Raw genomic sequence first — 15,371 nt, forward strand, 5'->3', positions numbered from 1 at the left:
ATCGCTCCAGATCGATCCGCCAGGTCTCGTTCACCGCCATCGCAAAGGATCCGTCAGCCTACACTGACACATCCGAATCAATGACGATTCCTGTCGGTTCCTTCAACCTGCCAAAGTAGTGCTTAGTCGGGGCACCGCACCAAGCCCTCCCCCCTCCCCTCCGCCCCACTCGCCATGCTAGCCCGGCCATGATGGACCCCCGCAAGCACGCCTTTCCGCCCGTCGTCGATCCGCGTGTCCGCCTGCTGGTGCTGGGCAGCCTGCCGGGTGAGCGCTCGCTCGCGGAAGGGCGCTATTATGCCCATCCCCAGAACCAGTTCTGGCAATTGATGTCCGCAGCCATCGGACGCGACCTGACCGCGCTCGACTACCAGGCTCGCCTCGATGCCCTGCTGAACGCCCATGTCGGCCTGTGGGATGTCGTCGCCAGCGCGCAGCGCAAGGGAAGCACCGATGCCGCGATCCGCGAGCCGGAGGTTCGCGACATCGCCGCGCTCGCCGCGTCGCTGCCGGACCTTCGCGCGATCGCGTTCAACGGCGGGACCGCATGGCGCCACGGCACCGCCCAATTAAGGCAAAAATGTGATTCGATTGCCCTAATTGCACTGCCCTCAAGCAGTCCGCTCCACACGGTCGGCTTGGCCGCCAAGCTTCCCGAATGGCAACGCCTTTCAGACTATCTCATTTAAATTAGAAGATAATATTCATCGTATCGGCGTCATTCAAATCCGCTTGCCTCACTGGCCACAATCATGCCACATTTAAGGCAAGATCAAGGCAGGGAGGTATGCGATGCGGTTCAGCTATCTGGTAACCACGGCGATCGGCGCGGCACTGCTTTCGGGATGCGGCAGCAACGGCGGGCCGGGTGGCGCCCCCTATCAGGCCGATTATCAGGGCGGCGCCAGCCCCGAGATCGTCGACGTCTCCACCCTGCCACCCGAGATGCGCGAGCGGTACAAGGCGAACGACATCTCGCCGGTGCACAGCACCGCGACGGCACCGGTCTCGACCTTCGCGGTCGATGTCGACACGGCCGCCTATTCCAACGTCCGCCGCTTCCTCACCAGCGGCCAGCCGGTGCCGAAGGACGCGGTCCGCACCGAGGAACTGGTCAATTATTTCCACTACGACTACCCCCTGCCCGCCGACCGCGGCGAACCGTTCAGCGTGACGACCGATGTCGCGCGCACGCCGTGGAACCCGGATACGCGGCTGCTGCGCATCGGCCTGCGCGGATACGACCTGAGCTATCGTCAGCGGCCGCCCGCCAATCTGGTGTTCCTGGTCGATGTCTCGGGATCGATGGGGGATCCCGACAAGCTACCGCTGGTCAAGCAGTCGCTGACGATGCTGGCCGACAATTTGCGCCCGCAGGATTGCGTGTCGATCGTCGTCTATGCCGGTGCCGCCGGGCTGGTCCTCGACGCCAGCAGCGATCCAGACGAAATCCGCGATGCGCTCGACCGGCTGAGCGCCGGCGGATCGACCGCCGGCGGCGAAGGGATAGAACTCGCCTACCGGACGGCGCGCGCCAACATGCGGCGCGACGGCATCAACCGCGTGATCCTGGCGACCGACGGCGATTTCAACGTCGGGATGACCGACCAGTCGCAGCTCGAACAGCTGATCGAGCGCAACCGCGACGATGGCATCACCCTCACCACGCTCGGCTTTGGCCAGGGCAATCTGAACGACGCGATGATGGAGGGCATCGCCGACAAGGGGAACGGCAACTACGCCTATATCGACAGCACGATGGAAGCGCGAAAGGTGCTCGACGAGGAACTCAGCTCGACCCTGTTCACCATTGCCAAGGACGTGAAGGTCCAGGTCGAGTTCAACCCCGCCGAGATCGGCGAATATCGCCTGATCGGCTACGAGAATCGCGCACTTCGCGAGCAGGATTTTGCCAACGATAACGTCGATGCCGGCGATATCGGCGCGGGTCACCAAGTCACCGCGATCTACGAGGTGGTGCCTCGCGGCAGCAAGGGCTGGACGGGCGAGCGCCGTTATGCCGCCAACCGCTCGGCCAACCCGTCGCCCGCCACCGCTGCGGGCTGGACCGGCGGCGAACGGGGCGAGTTCGCCTTCGTGAAGCTGCGTTACAAGCTCCCCGAGGGCAGCAGTTCGCGCCTGATCCAGCGCCCCGTCGCGGCATCGCTCCTGACCCAGGCATCGGCACCGCAGGGCGACATGGCCTTCGCCGCGTCGGTCGCCGGCTTCGCCCAGTTGCTGCGCGGCGATCCGCTGCTCGGGCGCTGGAGCTGGCAGGATGCCCGCGCGCTCGCCGGCAACCAGAGCGGCATGTGGCGCCGCGAATATCTCGGGCTGATCGATCGTGCCGAGGCCGCTTCCCCGCGCAGCGATAGGGCGCTGCGGGGCGCGGAGTGAGCCTGCCCGATCTCGCCCGATCGCCGGCAGCGCTCCGGACGCTGCCGGCCCGTCGCGGCCCGGCTCTCCGCCGGGTCGGGCCGCGACGCCCCCTCCCGCGATTGGCGCGGTGGCGATGTTCCACTATTGTTCCGCCGCAGATGCCCCAGCCGAGTCGCCTAGACCCCATCCCCTCGCCCGAGGCCGTGCTGGCCTTTCCGCCGCGGCCGCTGCGCTGGCTGTTCCTCGACCTGAATTCCTATTTCGCCAGCGTCGAGCAGCAATTGAACCCGGCCTGGCGCGGGCGTCCGCTGATCGTCGCGCCGGTCGACAGCGATACGACCGTCGCCATCGCCGCCTCGGTCGAGGCGAAACGCTATGGCATCACCACGCTGACCCCGGTGTGGGAAGCGAAGCGCAAGTGCCGCGACCTCGTGATCGCGCCGGCACAGCACCGGAAATATGTCGAGTTTCACCACCGCATCGTCGAAGAGATCTGGAAGCATGTGCCCGTCACGATGGTCTGCTCGATCGACGAGGTCGCCTGCCGGCTGCTCGACAACGAGAATTCGCCCGAGGATGCGCTGGCGCTCGCGCGTCGGATCAAGGCGGCGATCCGCACCAATGTCGGCGAATGCCTGACCTCGTCGGTCGGCATCGCGCCGAACCGACTGCTCGCGAAACTGGCCAGCGACATGCAGAAGCCCGACGGGCTGGTGATGCTCCAGGGGCATGAACTGCCCGACCGGCTGTACGACCTGAAGCTGCGCGACATCGCCGGCATCGGCGCCCGGATGGAGCGGCGGCTGGCGCAGGACGGCATTCTCGACATCCGCCAATATTGCGAGCGACGCCCCCGCGACGCAGGCGCCGCCTGGGGCAGCCTGAACGGCGACCGGTTGTGGTTCCTGCTCCACGGCGTCGACCTGCCCGACAAGCCGACGCAGAGCCGCACGATCGGCCACAGCCACGTCCTGTCGCCCTCGAAGCGCGGGATGGAGCCGACCCGGCTGACCGCGCGCCGGCTGACGCTGAAGGCGGCCAGCCGGCTGCGTCGCAAGGGCTATCGCACGCGCCTGCTCGTGCTCCACGGCAAGTTCGAAGACGACAAGTCCAACTGGCGCGCCTCGATCAAATTGCCGCGCACCCAGGACAGTTTCGTGATTCTTCACGCACTTGATCACCTGTTCCCGCGGCTCGCGGATGCGGGAAAAAAGCGCCCTGGCGGCTTCCGCCTTCGGATGATCGGCGTCACCCTGTGCGAGATCGAAGCGGCTGACGGAGACCAGCAATCGCTGTTCGCTGCGCTTGCTCCAGATGACCCGCTGGCCCGCGAAACGCGCACGCTTGCGCTGAGCCGTGCCATGGATCGGATCAATGAAAGGTTCGGACGCACGGCAGTCTCAGTCGGACCGTTAAACGGGGGTCGACTCGGCGCGGTGGGAAGCAAGATCGCCTTTGGGCGGATTCCCGAGATCGAGGAATTTCACGAGTAAACGTAATTTCATTGCGTCGCACAAATTTTGTGTGACTTTATATCACGAAAGCCTTGACGGGCTGGAAACCATCGGCAAACAGAGCATCCGCTATGAAAACCCTCCCCATCCTCGCAACAGCCTTGGTCGCAATCCTTTCGCTGTCCGCCTGCAAGCCCGAACCCGAAGTCATCGGCGGCCGCCCGGCCGACCCCAATGCCGAGAAGGTGAAGAACGCACCGAAGAAAGAACTGCCGCCGGCGATCGCAGCCAGCGTCAGCTTCCGCTGCCAGCCGGGCAACACGCTTGCCTTCGTCGACTTCATGAAAGGCGACACGATGGCCGTCCTGAAGACCGAAAAGGGCGCGATGGGCGGCACCACGCTGCGCGCGCCGGAAGCCGGCCAGCCCTTCGTGGCCGAGGGTGGCTACAAGATCACTGGCGATGCCAAGGCTGCAACGATCGAAGCGCCGGGCGTCGGTACCAAGACCTGCAAGGCCTGAAGCCCTTCGGTCTTCGCAACGTAACATTCTCTCGCAAGAAAAGGGCCGGCGGGCTTTCCGCCGGCCCTTTTTCATGCCCTGTTGCGAACGGGCAAATTTGCGGAGAGCGTGCGGGTGGCGACGGTTGCGGTCTACAGCCTGAAGGGCGGCGTCGGAAAGACGACGCTGGCGGTCAATCTTGCCTGGTGCTCCGCCGCCCAATCGTCCCGGCGCACCCTGTTATGGGATCTCGATCCCCAGGCCGCCTCGACCTTCCTGCTTGGCCAGGGCGCGGCGGCGCGCGACCGCGCCCAGGCGGTCTTTACCAAGGATGTCGAGGCGTCCCGGCTGATCCGGCAAAGCGGGATCGATCGACTCGACCTGCTCGGCGCGGATTCGTCGCTGCGCGAACTCGATCTGGTCTTCCACCAGCTCGACAAGAAGAAGCGGCTGGCGAAATTGCTCGACCAGCTGGGGAGCGCCTATGACCGCGTTCTTCTCGATTGCCCGCCCGGACTGACCGACACCAGCGAGCAGGTGATGCGCGCCGCCGACCTGATCGTGGTGCCTGTCGTCCCCTCCCCGCTGTCGATGCGCGCCTTCGACGAGGTCGCGGCCCACCTCGTGGCGAAGGGCAACAAGGTGCCGTTGATGCCGGTCCATTCGATGGTCGACGGCCGTCGGCGGCTCCATGCCGAGGCAATCCGGGCGCATCCCGACTGGCCGGTCATTCCGATGGCCAGCATCGTCGAGGCGATGGCGACCCACCGCGCGCCGCTGGGCGACTATGCGCCGCGGGCTCCCGCCGCCCAGGCCTTTGCGGCCCTCTGGCAAGCGATCGAGCGGCGTCTTACAAGGAAGCGGTGAGCCACCGCCAGAACACGCCCCAGGTCCTAGATCCCGATCTCATCCTGCGCGCCTATGCCATGGGCGTCTTCCCCATGGCAGACGATCGCGACGCGGCCAGCGTCTACTGGGTCGAACCCAAGCTGCGCGGCATCCTTCCGCTCGACGGCTTCCACCTGTCGAAATCGCTGCGCAAGACCCTCCTGTCGGACCGGTTCCGGGTCACCTCGGATACCTGCTTCGAAGCGATCATCCGGCTGTGCGCCGAAAGCGCCGACGACCGCCCCGATACCTGGATCAGCGGGCCGATCGAGACGGTGTTCATCGAGCTGCATCGCCGCGGCTTCGCCCATTCGATCGAGGTCTGGGAAGCGGATCGGCTGGTCGGCGGGCTTTACGGCCTCGCGCTCGGCCGCGCCTTTTTCGGAGAGTCGATGGTCAGCCGCGCACGCGACGCGTCGAAGGTCGCGCTGGCCTGGCTGGTCGCGCGGCTGCGCGTCGGCGGCTTCACGCTGCTCGACTGCCAGTTCATCACCGATCATCTCGCATCGCTGGGCGCGGTCGAGATTCCGCGCGACGATTATGTCGGGTTGCTGGGCGCCGCGCTTGGCGAGGCTGCGGGCGTCGCCGCGGGAGCGGGCTCGGCCGAAGGCGATTTCTCCGCGCTCGACGCCTTCTTCGCGCTCGAAGATCCCTTGGCGCCTTCCCCGGCGGAGACGGTGTTCGGGCCCGAATCGCGGAAGGTCATCGTGCAGCTCTTGGCCCAGACGTCGTAGATCGGGTGCTGCACGACGTTGAGCGCCGGCCTGGCGGCATAGAGCCAGCCGGAGAAGACGCGGCGCCAGGTGCGATCCGGCTGCTGGACGTCGAGCTGGACGAACGCGCCCTGATCCTGGAAATTCTCCCAGGGGGCGGTCTTCTCGCAGGCGCGCAGGCGGACGATGGTATCGCCGACGCGCACTGCCTGGCCCGGCTTCAGCTTCAGCTCGCGCTCCTGGCCGTTGCGCTTGTTCAGCAGGCCGATCGTCGCGATCCGGTCCTTCATCGGCGTCGCCGCGGCCGCCTCGGTGCCGTCGGGCGCCACCTCCGTCACGTCGGCCGATGGCGCGACGTTGGTCATGTCACCGCCGTCAGTCGTGACGATATCGTCGATGCTCTGGTTGTTGCCGACGCTTGCGGCGTCGTCCCCGCCACAGGCGCCCAGACCGAGCAGCAGCGCCGCCGCGGTCGCCGTGCGGAGGCGCGAGATCATGCGCCGGGGGTCCAGGCCTCATAGTCGCCGGTCGCGGCGACGCGGCGGCCCCCCTCCTCGAGCGCGCCCTTGGGACGCCATGCCTCGATCGTGCCGGTGCGGTTGGGCTCGGGCGGCTTTTCCCACACGCGCGGCGCGGGAAGCGACTGGTCGGGCGCCCCGTCGATCTGGTGGTGCAGCCAGCTGAACCATTCGGGCGGGACCCGGCTGGCGTCGTTTAGGCCGGAATAGATGACCCAGCGGCGCGGATTGCCGGCGGTATCGCTTCCGCCCTGCCAATAGACATTGCCCTGCGCGTCCTCGCCGACGCGGGTCTTGCCGCGCAGACCCATCCAGGTGCCGAAGGTGGCGCCTTCCCACCAGGTGAAAATATTCTTGAGGATACCCATGCGGCTGCCCTTAGCGCGACGCCCCGTGCCGAGGCAATTCGATTCCTGCCGCTTGGCGGATCACTTCGTCCTGCCGCGCTTGCGGCCGGGCCAGTCGACCCGGTCGCCCTCGGCGATACCGAGTTCCGCGGCCCGTCCGCCGTTCAGCTCGAGCACCGCGGAAACCGCTTCGCCCGACACGATCCGGGTATCGTCCAGCGGCTTCGCATTCGCCGCGATTCGGGCGATCACGCCGTCGGGGCGGATGAACAGGATGTCGAGCGGGGTGGGCGTATTGTGCATCCAGAAGCCGGCTTCGCGCGGCGGACTTCCGTCGCCCGGATAGGGTGCGAACAACATGCCGCCGTCGCGGGGCAGGTCGGTGCGGTACATCAGCCCGCGCGACTGGGCCTCGGGGGTCCTGGCATGCTCGACCTGGAACCGGTGGGGGGTGCCGGATGCCGTGGTCACGACGACCTCGATCGTCGCGGTGGCCGGCCGAGCGGCCTGGGCATCGGCGGGAGTCAGGGCCGACGCCGTCGGCCCGAACAGGATCGTGGCGGCGATCGCCGCTCTCAACGCATACTCGAACACCATGGCAGTTCAGCCTGTCCTTTCGACAGCAACCGCCAGCGGCCCCTTTTCTCCGTCGACGATCCGCGCACTCAGCGGCTGGCCGGGCTCGATCTCGTCGATCTCGGCACGCCGCAGCGTCTCCATATGCACGAAGATATCGCTGCTGTCGCCATCGCGCACCAGGAAACCATAGCCCTTGATGCGGTTGAACCACTTGACCGTCACCGGTTCCCAGTCGCCCGCGGAGTCGATCAGCTTCAACCGATCCGCCCGGTCGGGCGCTCTCGGGCGAACCAGTTCGACGGCACCGCTCATGTCGATCGAGCTGATCGCCGTCGCCTGGAAGCCACGGTGACGCTTCACCGCGAAGCATTCGACGCGAGCCCCCTCGGGAAGGCTGCGCCGGCCATGATCCTGCAGGACGCTGAAATGCACCAGGATATCGCCGATCTCGGGTTGGTCCGCGACCACGAAGCCGAAGCCCCTGGTCACGTCGAACCATTTGACGACGCCCGAACAGGGCAGCCCCTCCGGACTGCCGCCGACGTCCATCCTATCGGTCACGTGCAACTCGTCCGCCACCGGCCCGGGCTGCATAAACTGCGGGTTCGCACGCATGTCATTCTTCCCCCAGTCGATGACATTATCATCTTTTTCTGCGCTGGAAACTGCTTTGTATCAGGCGGTTTCCGCCGGTTCGACAGTTTGATTGCGAAGCGTTCAGGCCAGCCCCGCCGCCGTGATCGCCCCATCGGGGTCGTCGGACGGTTCGATCCGCACGATTCGCCGTGCCAGATCGGGAGCATGACCTGCCCGGACGAGCGCCGCCACCTGTTTCTGGCGCAGCGCCGGATCCGCCACCGCCCGCGCCCAGGGACCGATCCGCTTGCGCCGGGCGAAGGCGAGCGCGCTGGTCGTCGCCTCCTCCTCCAGCATCGACGAGACTGCGCTCCGGTCCTGCTCATCGATCCCGTCGAAGCGCAACGCCTGCTCGATCCGTCGCGCCCCCAGCCCGCGCCGGCCCATCGACCCCGCACGCATTTCGGCAAAGGCGCGGTCGTCGACATAGCGAAGCTCGGCCATCCACTCGGCCAGTGCGACCGGGTCCGCGGCGGTTTCGCCCTCCCAGCCGCGCTCGCGGATTTTCCTGCGCAAATAGGTCGCGAGGCGACCGCGGGTCGTCGCATATCGCTCGACATAGCGAAGCGCCAATCGTTCCAGATCGGCTTGATTCAAGGGGGATAGGGTGCGGCGCTGCTGGGTCATGCGCCATGATTGTGCCACAGTGGCAACCGATTTTGAACGACAGTGCGCAGCAGAACCGATCGTAGATTTTCTGCGTGTGGGGGCACTGGGTTGGCTGCCACACAGGGGTAAAGAGACAGGAATGGTTTTGGACGTTACGGGATCGCCCGAAAACAATTCGGCCTCGCCGGCAACGCTGGCTCCGACGCCGACCGACGATATGCTGGTGCGGCGCTATGCCGACTTCGCCACCCTCGGCGAGGCGCTGGACTATGCCGCGCAGGGCGTTCGCGGGCTGAATTTTCACGATGCGCGCGGCAATCTTGCCCGCCCCTATCCCTTTTCCGAACTGCGCGCCGATGCGCTGGAGCAGGCCTATCGCCTGATCGCGGCCGGCGTGCAGCCCGAGGATCGCATCGCCCTGATCGCCGAGACGGGTGCCGAGTTCGCCTCGCTGTTCTTCGGCGTGATCTATGCCGGCGCCTGGCCGGTGCCGCTGCCCCTGCCGACCTCGTTCGGCGGCGCCCAGTCCTATATCGACCAGCTCACCGTCCAGCTGACCAGCTGCGATCCCACGATTCTGATCTATCCGCCCGAGATCGGCGCGATGTGCGCCGAGGCGGCGCGCGCCCGCGGGGTCGAGGGGATCGACTGGAGCGAGTTCGAGCAGCGCCCTGCGGCCGAGACATTGCTGCCCGTCGCGAAGACCGACGACATTGCCTATCTGCAATATTCCAGCGGATCGACCCGCTTCCCGCACGGCGTCGCGATCACGCACCATGCCCTGCTCAATAACCTCGCCGCGCACAGCCATGGCATGCATGTCGGCGACGGCGATCGCTGCGTCTCGTGGCTGCCCTGGTATCACGACATGGGCCTGGTCGGCTGCCTGTTGTCGGTCGTCGCCAACCAGGTCTCGACCGACTATCTCAAGACCGAGGATTTCGCGCGCCGTCCCCTCGCCTGGCTCGATCTCATCAGCCGTAACAAGGGCACGACGCTCAGCTATTCGCCGACCTTCGGCTATGACATCTGCTCGCGCCGCATGTCGTCGCAGACCAAGGCGTCGGACCGGTTCGACCTGTCGCGCTGGCGGGTGGCCGGCAACGGCGCGGACATGATCCGTCCCGATGTGATGCAGAAATTCGTCGATGCCTTCGCCGATGCCGGGTTCAAGGCGTCCGCCTTCCTGCCCAGCTACGGCCTGGCCGAGGCGACGCTGGCGGTATCGATCATGCCCCCGGGCGAGGGCATTCGCGTCGAGCTGGTCGAGGAGACCCAGTTGTCGGGCGGCGATGTGGCGCGTGCCGACCGGCCGCAGCGCTTTCGCGCCATCGTCAATTGCGGCAAGCCCGCGCGTGACATGGAGATCCAGATCCGCGAGGAAGACGGCACGCCGCTTCCCGAAAAGGCGATCGGCAAGGTCTGGTGCCGCGGTCCGTCGGTGATGGTCGGCTATTTCCGCGATCCCGAATCGACCGCCGCCTGCCTGGTCGACGGCTGGCTCGACACCGGCGACATGGGCTATATCAGCGAAGGCTATATCTACATCGTCGGCCGCGCCAAGGACATGATCATCGTCAACGGCAAGAACCACTGGCCGCAGGACATCGAATGGGCGGTCGAGCAGCTGCCCGGCTTCAAGCAGGGCGACATCGCCGCCTTCGCGATCACCACCCCCGGCGGCGAGGAGACGCCCGCGGTGCTGGTCCAGTGCCGCACCTCGGACGAGTTCGAGCGCGTCCGCCTGCGCGACGAGATCCGCGAGCGCGTCCGCTCGGTGACCGGCATGAACTGCGTCGTCGAGCTGGTCCCGCCGCGCACCCTGCCGCGCACCAGTTCGGGCAAGCTCAGCCGCGCCAAGGCACGCAACCTGTATCTGAACGGCGAGATCAAGCCCTACGCGCTCGCCGCCTGACCCGGCTTGCCGGCACAGCATCGAAGGCGCTCCGGTCCCGCGACCGGGGCGCCTTTTCTTTGCGGATCGCGCTCGAACGCGCCGAAATTACTTGCAGATGCAAGCAACCTTCAACGTCTCGCTAACCGCTTGGCGCTAGCGTCGCCCGGTGACCGATCAGCCGACATCCCGCTTCGCGATGCCGCGCATCGACGCGCGTGCGCTTCTTGGACTGCATGACCCGGCGGACGCAACCGACTGGGGCCCGATCCGCGCGGCGCAGATGAATGCCGGCAGCCAGCTGGCGCTGTTCATGCTCGCGGCGAACCTCGTCGGCGCGGCGCTGGTCGCGATGATCCTGTCGCCGATCGTCCCGGTCTGGGCACTCGCCGCCTGGGGGGCGCTGGCCGCCGCGATCGCGTGCGGCGTCGCCTTTCGCCGCCTGGCCGGACGCGTGCGCCATGCGGTCACCGCCTCGCTGGGAGACGTGCGCGACACCGCGCTCGACGGAATCGCCCTCGGCGCGGTCTGGTCGATTCCGCCCCTCGCCTTCGGCCATCTCGCCGCGGTCGAGACCGCGCTGTCGCTGTGGATCATCCTCTCGCTGCTGATGACCGCAGGCGCGGTCGCGATGGCGGCCTTGCCGCTGGCGACGATCGCCTTCGTCACGGTCCTTGGCCTGTCGATGACGGCGATGCTGTTGCTCGTCGCCGCCCCCGGGCTTGCCGCGGCGACGCTGGTCTTCACCGCCTTGCTGGCGATGACGACGATCTGGCGCGGCAAGTCGCTGGTCGTCATCCGCGCGCACGAGATCGCGCTGGCCGAACGCGACGAGACGGTCAGCCTGTTGCTGCGTGAATCGCAGGACACCAGCGCCGACTGGCTGTGGGAGATCGATGCGCAGCGCCGCGTCAGCCGCGCCAATCCGGGATTCACCCTCTCGATCGGCGCCGATCCGGCGACGATCAACGGCACGCCCTTTCTCCAGCTGGTCGCCGGCCCGAGCTGGGACAGCGGCGAGTTCGGACCCGGCCTGCGCGAACTCGCCGCGAGGCTGAAGGCGCGCGAGCCGTTCCGCGACCTGCTGCTGTCCGTCCAGGTCGGCAGCGACCAGCGCTGGTGGCAGATGTCGGCCGCCCCGCGGTTCGACGAGCGCGGCAGCTTCATCGGCTTTCGCGGTGTCGGCTCGGACGTGACCGAGGCGCAGCATTCAGCGGCGCGAATCAACCGCATGGCGCGCTATGACACGCTGACCGGCCTGCCCAACCGGCTTCTGATCCACGAGACGCTCGCCCTGGCGATGGCGGACGCGGAGAAATGGGGGTCGCGCTGCGCCTTCATGATGATCGACCTCGACCGGTTCAAGGCGGTCAACGACACGCTGGGCCACCCGATCGGGGACCGGCTGCTCGGTCGGGTCGCCGACCGTCTTCGCCAGCTGATGAGCGAGAACGAGATGATCGGCCGCCTGGGCGGCGACGAGTTCGCGGTCGTCATTCACGACGCCGCCGACAGCGCCGCGACCGAAAGGCTGGCTCGCACCATCATCGACACGCTGTCGCGCCCCTATGAGGTCGACCAGCATACCCTGTACATCGGCGCCTCGATCGGCCTGGCCCGCGGTCCACGCGACGGACGCACGGCGGAGACGCTGATCCGCTCCGCCGACCTGGCGCTCTACCGGTCGAAGGATGCCGGCGGCGGCGTGTTCCATGCCTATGAACCCCAGCTCCACCTTGCCGCAGAAGAGCGCCGGGTGCTCGAGATCGCGCTACGCAATGCGGTCGGCAATGACGAGATGCACCTCCAGTATCAGCCGGTGGTCGACGCGGACTCGGGCAAGCTCACCGGCTTCGAGGCGCTGCTGCGCTGGACGCATCCCGAGCTGGGGCCGGTATCGCCGGCCAAGTTCGTGCCCCTTGCCGAGGATGCGCGCCTGATCGGGCCGATCGGCGAATGGGTCCTGCGCGCCGCGATCGCCGAGGCCGCGCGGTGGGAGACGCCGGTACGCGTCGCCGTGAATGTCAGCCCCGAGCAGCTGCACAATCCCAACTTCGTCAGTGTCGTTGCCCAGGCGCTGAACCAGTCGGGACTCCCCCCCGAACGGCTGGAACTGGAGGTGACCGAGGGCGTGTTCATGCGACAGGGCACCGTCGCGGTACAGGTGCTCGAAAAGATCCTCGACCTCGGCATCCGCCTCAGCCTCGACGATTTCGGTACCGGCTATTCGTCACTGGGCTATCTCAGTCGCACGCGCTTCTCGTCGATCAAGGTCGACCGCAGCTTCGTCCAGGCCGCGTCGCGCGGCGCAAAGGAAGCGATCGCCATCATCCGCGCCGTGGTTGCGCTGGCCGACAGCCTGGGCATGGCCACGACCGCGGAAGGCGTCGAGACCGAAGAGGAGCATCTGATGGTCCGCCGCCTCGGCTGCACCAAGGTCCAGGGCTATTATTTCGGCCGACCCCTGCCCGCGCACGAGGCCCATGCGCTAACCGTGCCGAAGACCAGCGCCGCGGCGGCGGCCTGACGATCCGGCGTCAGGCGAAGACCATGTCCGCGGGCCGGCCGATCACATAGGCGCTGGCCGGTGCCTGAAACGGAAAACCGGTCGTCGCCATCCGTTCCAGCAGCCGCCGCGTGTTGCGATAGCTGGCAAGGCTGGTCGCCAGGCACGCGTCGTCGTTCATCCACGCCTGAGAGATGATCACGCCGCTCCCCTTGCGGATCAGCTTGCCCTCGGCAACCATCACCCCCACGCGCCGACGAACGGTCGTGTCGGGCAGGCCCATCACCCGGGCCAGAACGCTGATTCGCATCGCGTCGAGCAATTCGTCCGGCACCGGCTCGCGCTGATCGCGATATTTGAGCGCCAGCGCCCGGTCGCGGGCCATGCGCGCAAGATTGCCGGACAGGATCGTCGAGAACAGCGCGAGCTCGACGATATCCTCATGCGTTCCGCGATTGGTGTCCACCGCCGCCAGCATCATGTCGACAGCCACCTGGACCCCGGAGCGCAGGTCGTAGGACGTTCCCGGCCTTGGCCTTGGCAATGGCAGGTCGAGCGTCGCCATATCGGCGATCAACCGCACGAACCGGTCATGGGTCTCGATCATCAGCGAGGCGAAGGCGGGCAGCCTGAGACCGTCGGGCGTGGCGGCGACACCGCCCTCCAGCCTCAGGCACAGGCCCAGTTCGACCAGTGCATTCACATGCCGGCGAACCGTCTCATAGGGTTGCGACATGGACGAGGCGAGCGAGTAGACGGAGATGGCCCGGCCGATATTGGCGCCGCTGTCCCCGCCGAGATCGGGCATGGTCTGTCGGACGATCAGCGTGAAGATCGCGAACCGTTCAAGACCGCCGTCCAGTGCGCGAACGCCGGAGGCGACGATCGCGGTCTGCATCTCCGCCAGCAGGCGGGTCACGATCCGGATTGGGGGGAACTCCTCGGCATTCGCCGGAACGAATCGGGGCAACGAGCTCATCGACTTGCTTCCTGCCCATTTTGGGGACAATCGGGAATCCGGAATTTCCCCCAGCAATGTTCCGTAACAGGTCAGCCAGAGAGGGTGCACAAACCGGGTCGGGATGTCGCAACATCCTCTTGCCCCGGCCCCACGGTACGGCTAAAGCCGCGTTCCGCACAGGGGTGTAGCTCAGTTGGTTAGAGCGTCGGTCTCCAAAACCGAAGGCCCTCGGTTCGAGTCCGAGCTCCCCTGCCATTCCGCACTTTCGCTGACGCCCCCGTTCGGGGCTTGCTGCCGCGCCCTTCCCTGGAAGAATTTCCACAGGAGGCGGCGCTCAGGTCGATCCGCGCTCGATCAGTTCATGCATCAGATAGGCGGTAACCGGCTTGCGCTCCGTGCGGTCGGGATTGGCCATCCGTTCGATCAGCTTCCCCACGGCATGGGCGGTGATTTCCGCGATCGGCTGCCGGACGGACGTCAGCGTCGGCCAGATCTTGACGCATAACGGGCTGTCGTCGAACCCGGCGACCGCGATCTGGTCGGGAATGGAAATGCCGCGCCGGTGCGCAACCGAGATGACGGCGGCCGCCATGTCGTCGTTGCTGGCGAAAATCGCGGAGGGACGTTCGGCGAGGGACAGCAGCTTTTCCGCGGCGACCAGCCCGGACTCGTAGGTCAGCGATCCCGCTTCGATCAGGTGCTCGTCGATCTCGATGCCGTTGTCGGTCAGTCCCGCGCGATAGCCGGCGAGCCGGGTACGGCTGACGATATGCGTCGGCGGCGCGGTGATGAAGCCGATCCGCCGATGCCCGCGCCGCGCGAGGAAGTCGGTCATCTCGCGCGCCGCGGCGAAGTCGTCGATCCGAACCGAATCGGTATGTTCGAGCGCACTGCCCGGAGAGAGCCCGATCATTGGGAGATGCGCGAGATCGGGCATCGCGACCCCGTCGAGCCGTTCGCACAAGGGCGCCGTCAACAACAGTCCGTTCGCCCCGCTGCGCGCCAGTTCGCGAACCGCGTCGACGGGCTCCTCCGCACCCTCATGATCGAACCCGCGGATCAGCAGTTGCGCGCCGAGCCGAGTCGTCGCGTCGAGCGCCCCGACCAGCACCGCGCTAAGATAGGGGCTTTGCGAGTTGGGATAGATCAGCCCGATCCGGTGTGCCGACGCACTGGCGAGCGCGCGTGCGGCGGGGTTCGGGCGATAGTTCAGCGCCTCTATCGCCTGCAACACGGCCTCGCGCGTGCTTTCCCGCACATGCCGCCCGTTGACGACGTTCGAAACGCTCATGGTGGACACGCCCGCATGGCGCGCCACCATGGCGATCGTGACCGCGTTGCTCGATTGTCGCGGCGCCCGCGTCATGATGATCTATCCCGCCCCGAT

The 15,371-nt window shown here is 66.8% G+C and carries 14 protein-coding genes, 1 tRNA gene and 1 pseudogene; 9 read left to right on the forward strand and 7 right to left on the reverse strand.

Annotated features, from left to right (window positions below; genetic code table 11):
• The first annotated feature begins 191 nt into the window (after nt 1-191).
• From TPR58_RS09395 to aat, 6 genes are all read left to right on the forward strand, one after another.
• Nucleotides 192-689 carry a DNA-deoxyinosine glycosylase gene (locus tag TPR58_RS09395; protein WP_346246681.1) on the forward strand — a complete coding sequence of 166 codons (498 nt, stop codon included), beginning with the start codon at nt 192-194 and terminating at the stop codon, nt 687-689.
• Between the two features lie 103 nt (nt 690-792).
• The gene (locus TPR58_RS09400) at nt 793-2,397 is read left to right on the forward strand and encodes a vWA domain-containing protein (protein WP_346246389.1); all 1,605 of its coding nucleotides are present in this window, start codon (nt 793-795) and stop codon (nt 2,395-2,397) included.
• A gap of 140 nt (nt 2,398-2,537) precedes the next feature.
• Nucleotides 2,538-3,872, forward strand: coding sequence for a Y-family DNA polymerase (locus tag TPR58_RS09405; protein WP_346246390.1), 1,335 nt, complete (start codon nt 2,538-2,540; stop codon nt 3,870-3,872).
• Between the two features lie 53 nt (nt 3,873-3,925).
• A complete protein-coding gene (locus tag TPR58_RS09410) occupies nt 3,926-4,354 on the forward strand; it encodes a hypothetical protein (protein WP_346246391.1) in 429 nt (142 codons plus the stop codon).
• A gap of 114 nt (nt 4,355-4,468) precedes the next feature.
• Nucleotides 4,469-5,200 (forward strand): ParA family protein, encoded by a 732-nt coding sequence (locus TPR58_RS09415; RefSeq protein ID WP_346246392.1) that lies wholly within the window; start codon nt 4,469-4,471, stop codon nt 5,198-5,200.
• Complete coding sequence (gene aat / locus TPR58_RS09420; protein WP_346246393.1) at nt 5,197-5,955, forward strand: leucyl/phenylalanyl-tRNA--protein transferase; 759 nt, start codon at nt 5,197-5,199, stop codon at nt 5,953-5,955. Before TPR58_RS09415 ends, aat begins: the two co-directional genes overlap by 4 nt.
• Before the next feature lie 35 nt (nt 5,956-5,990).
• Here the strand turns inward: aat and TPR58_RS09425 are convergent.
• From TPR58_RS09425 to TPR58_RS09445, 5 genes and pseudogenes are all read right to left on the reverse strand, one after another.
• Nucleotides 5,991-6,431: pseudogene (locus tag TPR58_RS09425) on the reverse strand (DUF2155 domain-containing protein); the annotation flags it as partial.
• Nucleotides 6,428-6,820, reverse strand: a complete 393-nt coding sequence (locus tag TPR58_RS09430) for an NADH:ubiquinone oxidoreductase subunit NDUFA12 (RefSeq protein ID WP_346246394.1) — start codon at nt 6,818-6,820, stop codon at nt 6,428-6,430. The gene TPR58_RS09430 and the pseudogene TPR58_RS09425, both read right to left, overlap by 4 nt.
• A 60-nt stretch (nt 6,821-6,880) precedes the next feature.
• Complete coding sequence (locus TPR58_RS09435; RefSeq protein ID WP_346246395.1) at nt 6,881-7,396, reverse strand: DUF192 domain-containing protein; 516 nt, start codon at nt 7,394-7,396, stop codon at nt 6,881-6,883.
• 6 nt (nt 7,397-7,402) lie between these two features.
• A complete protein-coding gene (locus TPR58_RS09440) occupies nt 7,403-7,927 on the reverse strand; it encodes a cold-shock protein (protein ID WP_346246682.1) in 525 nt (174 codons plus the stop codon).
• Between the two features lie 168 nt (nt 7,928-8,095).
• Nucleotides 8,096-8,587 (reverse strand): regulatory protein RecX, encoded by a 492-nt coding sequence (locus tag TPR58_RS09445; protein ID WP_346246396.1) that lies wholly within the window; start codon nt 8,585-8,587, stop codon nt 8,096-8,098.
• A 175-nt stretch (nt 8,588-8,762) separates the two neighbouring features.
• Here TPR58_RS09445 and TPR58_RS09450 point away from each other — a divergent pair, with 175 nt between their 5' ends.
• Nucleotides 8,763-10,538, forward strand: coding sequence for a fatty acyl-AMP ligase (locus TPR58_RS09450; protein ID WP_346246397.1), 1,776 nt, complete (start codon nt 8,763-8,765; stop codon nt 10,536-10,538).
• 178 nt (nt 10,539-10,716) lie between these two features.
• Nucleotides 10,717-13,044: a putative bifunctional diguanylate cyclase/phosphodiesterase gene (locus TPR58_RS09455; RefSeq protein ID WP_346246683.1), complete on the forward strand. Its 2,328-nt coding sequence runs from the start codon at nt 10,717-10,719 to the stop codon at nt 13,042-13,044.
• Between the two features lie 10 nt (nt 13,045-13,054).
• On the opposite strand, the gene TPR58_RS09460 is transcribed toward TPR58_RS09455, so the two are convergent.
• Entirely contained in the window at nt 13,055-14,002 is a 948-nt protein-coding gene (locus TPR58_RS09460) for a hypothetical protein (protein WP_346246398.1), read from the reverse strand.
• A gap of 160 nt (nt 14,003-14,162) precedes the next feature.
• On the opposite strand from TPR58_RS09460, the gene TPR58_RS09465 reads away from it, so the two are divergent.
• Nucleotides 14,163-14,239: transfer RNA gene (locus tag TPR58_RS09465), tRNA-Trp, on the forward strand.
• 79 nt (nt 14,240-14,318) lie between these two features.
• Here the strand turns inward: TPR58_RS09465 and TPR58_RS09470 are convergent.
• Nucleotides 14,319-15,350 (reverse strand): LacI family DNA-binding transcriptional regulator, encoded by a 1,032-nt coding sequence (locus tag TPR58_RS09470; RefSeq protein WP_346246399.1) that lies wholly within the window; start codon nt 15,348-15,350, stop codon nt 14,319-14,321.
• Nucleotides 15,351-15,371 lie beyond the last annotated feature (21 nt).

This window comes from Sphingomonas rustica (assembly GCF_039652585.1).
Classification (GTDB): domain Bacteria; phylum Pseudomonadota; class Alphaproteobacteria; order Sphingomonadales; family Sphingomonadaceae; genus Sphingomonas; species Sphingomonas rustica.

What these genes read in the sequence shown, in the direction of transcription:
- TPR58_RS09440 (WP_346246682.1), bottom strand. Translation starts at nt 7,927, where the DNA reads ATGGACGTCGGCGGCAGTCCGGAGGGGCTGCCCTGTTCGGGCGTCGTC.
- TPR58_RS09435 (WP_346246395.1), bottom strand. Translation starts at nt 7,396, where the DNA reads ATGGTGTTCGAGTATGCGTTGAGAGCGGCGATCGCCGCCACGATCCTG.
- TPR58_RS09400 (WP_346246389.1), top strand. Translation starts at nt 793, where the DNA reads ATGCGGTTCAGCTATCTGGTAACCACGGCGATCGGCGCGGCACTGCTT.
- TPR58_RS09395 (WP_346246681.1), top strand. Translation starts at nt 192, where the DNA reads ATGGACCCCCGCAAGCACGCCTTTCCGCCCGTCGTCGATCCGCGTGTC.
- TPR58_RS09455 (WP_346246683.1), top strand. Translation starts at nt 10,717, where the DNA reads ATGCCGCGCATCGACGCGCGTGCGCTTCTTGGACTGCATGACCCGGCG.
- TPR58_RS09430 (WP_346246394.1), bottom strand. Translation starts at nt 6,820, where the DNA reads ATGGGTATCCTCAAGAATATTTTCACCTGGTGGGAAGGCGCCACCTTC.
- TPR58_RS09460 (WP_346246398.1), bottom strand. Translation starts at nt 14,002, where the DNA reads ATGAGCTCGTTGCCCCGATTCGTTCCGGCGAATGCCGAGGAGTTCCCC.
- TPR58_RS09450 (WP_346246397.1), top strand. Translation starts at nt 8,763, where the DNA reads ATGGTTTTGGACGTTACGGGATCGCCCGAAAACAATTCGGCCTCGCCG.
- TPR58_RS09470 (WP_346246399.1), bottom strand. Translation starts at nt 15,350, where the DNA reads ATGACGCGGGCGCCGCGACAATCGAGCAACGCGGTCACGATCGCCATG.
- TPR58_RS09405 (WP_346246390.1), top strand. Translation starts at nt 2,538, where the DNA reads ATGCCCCAGCCGAGTCGCCTAGACCCCATCCCCTCGCCCGAGGCCGTG.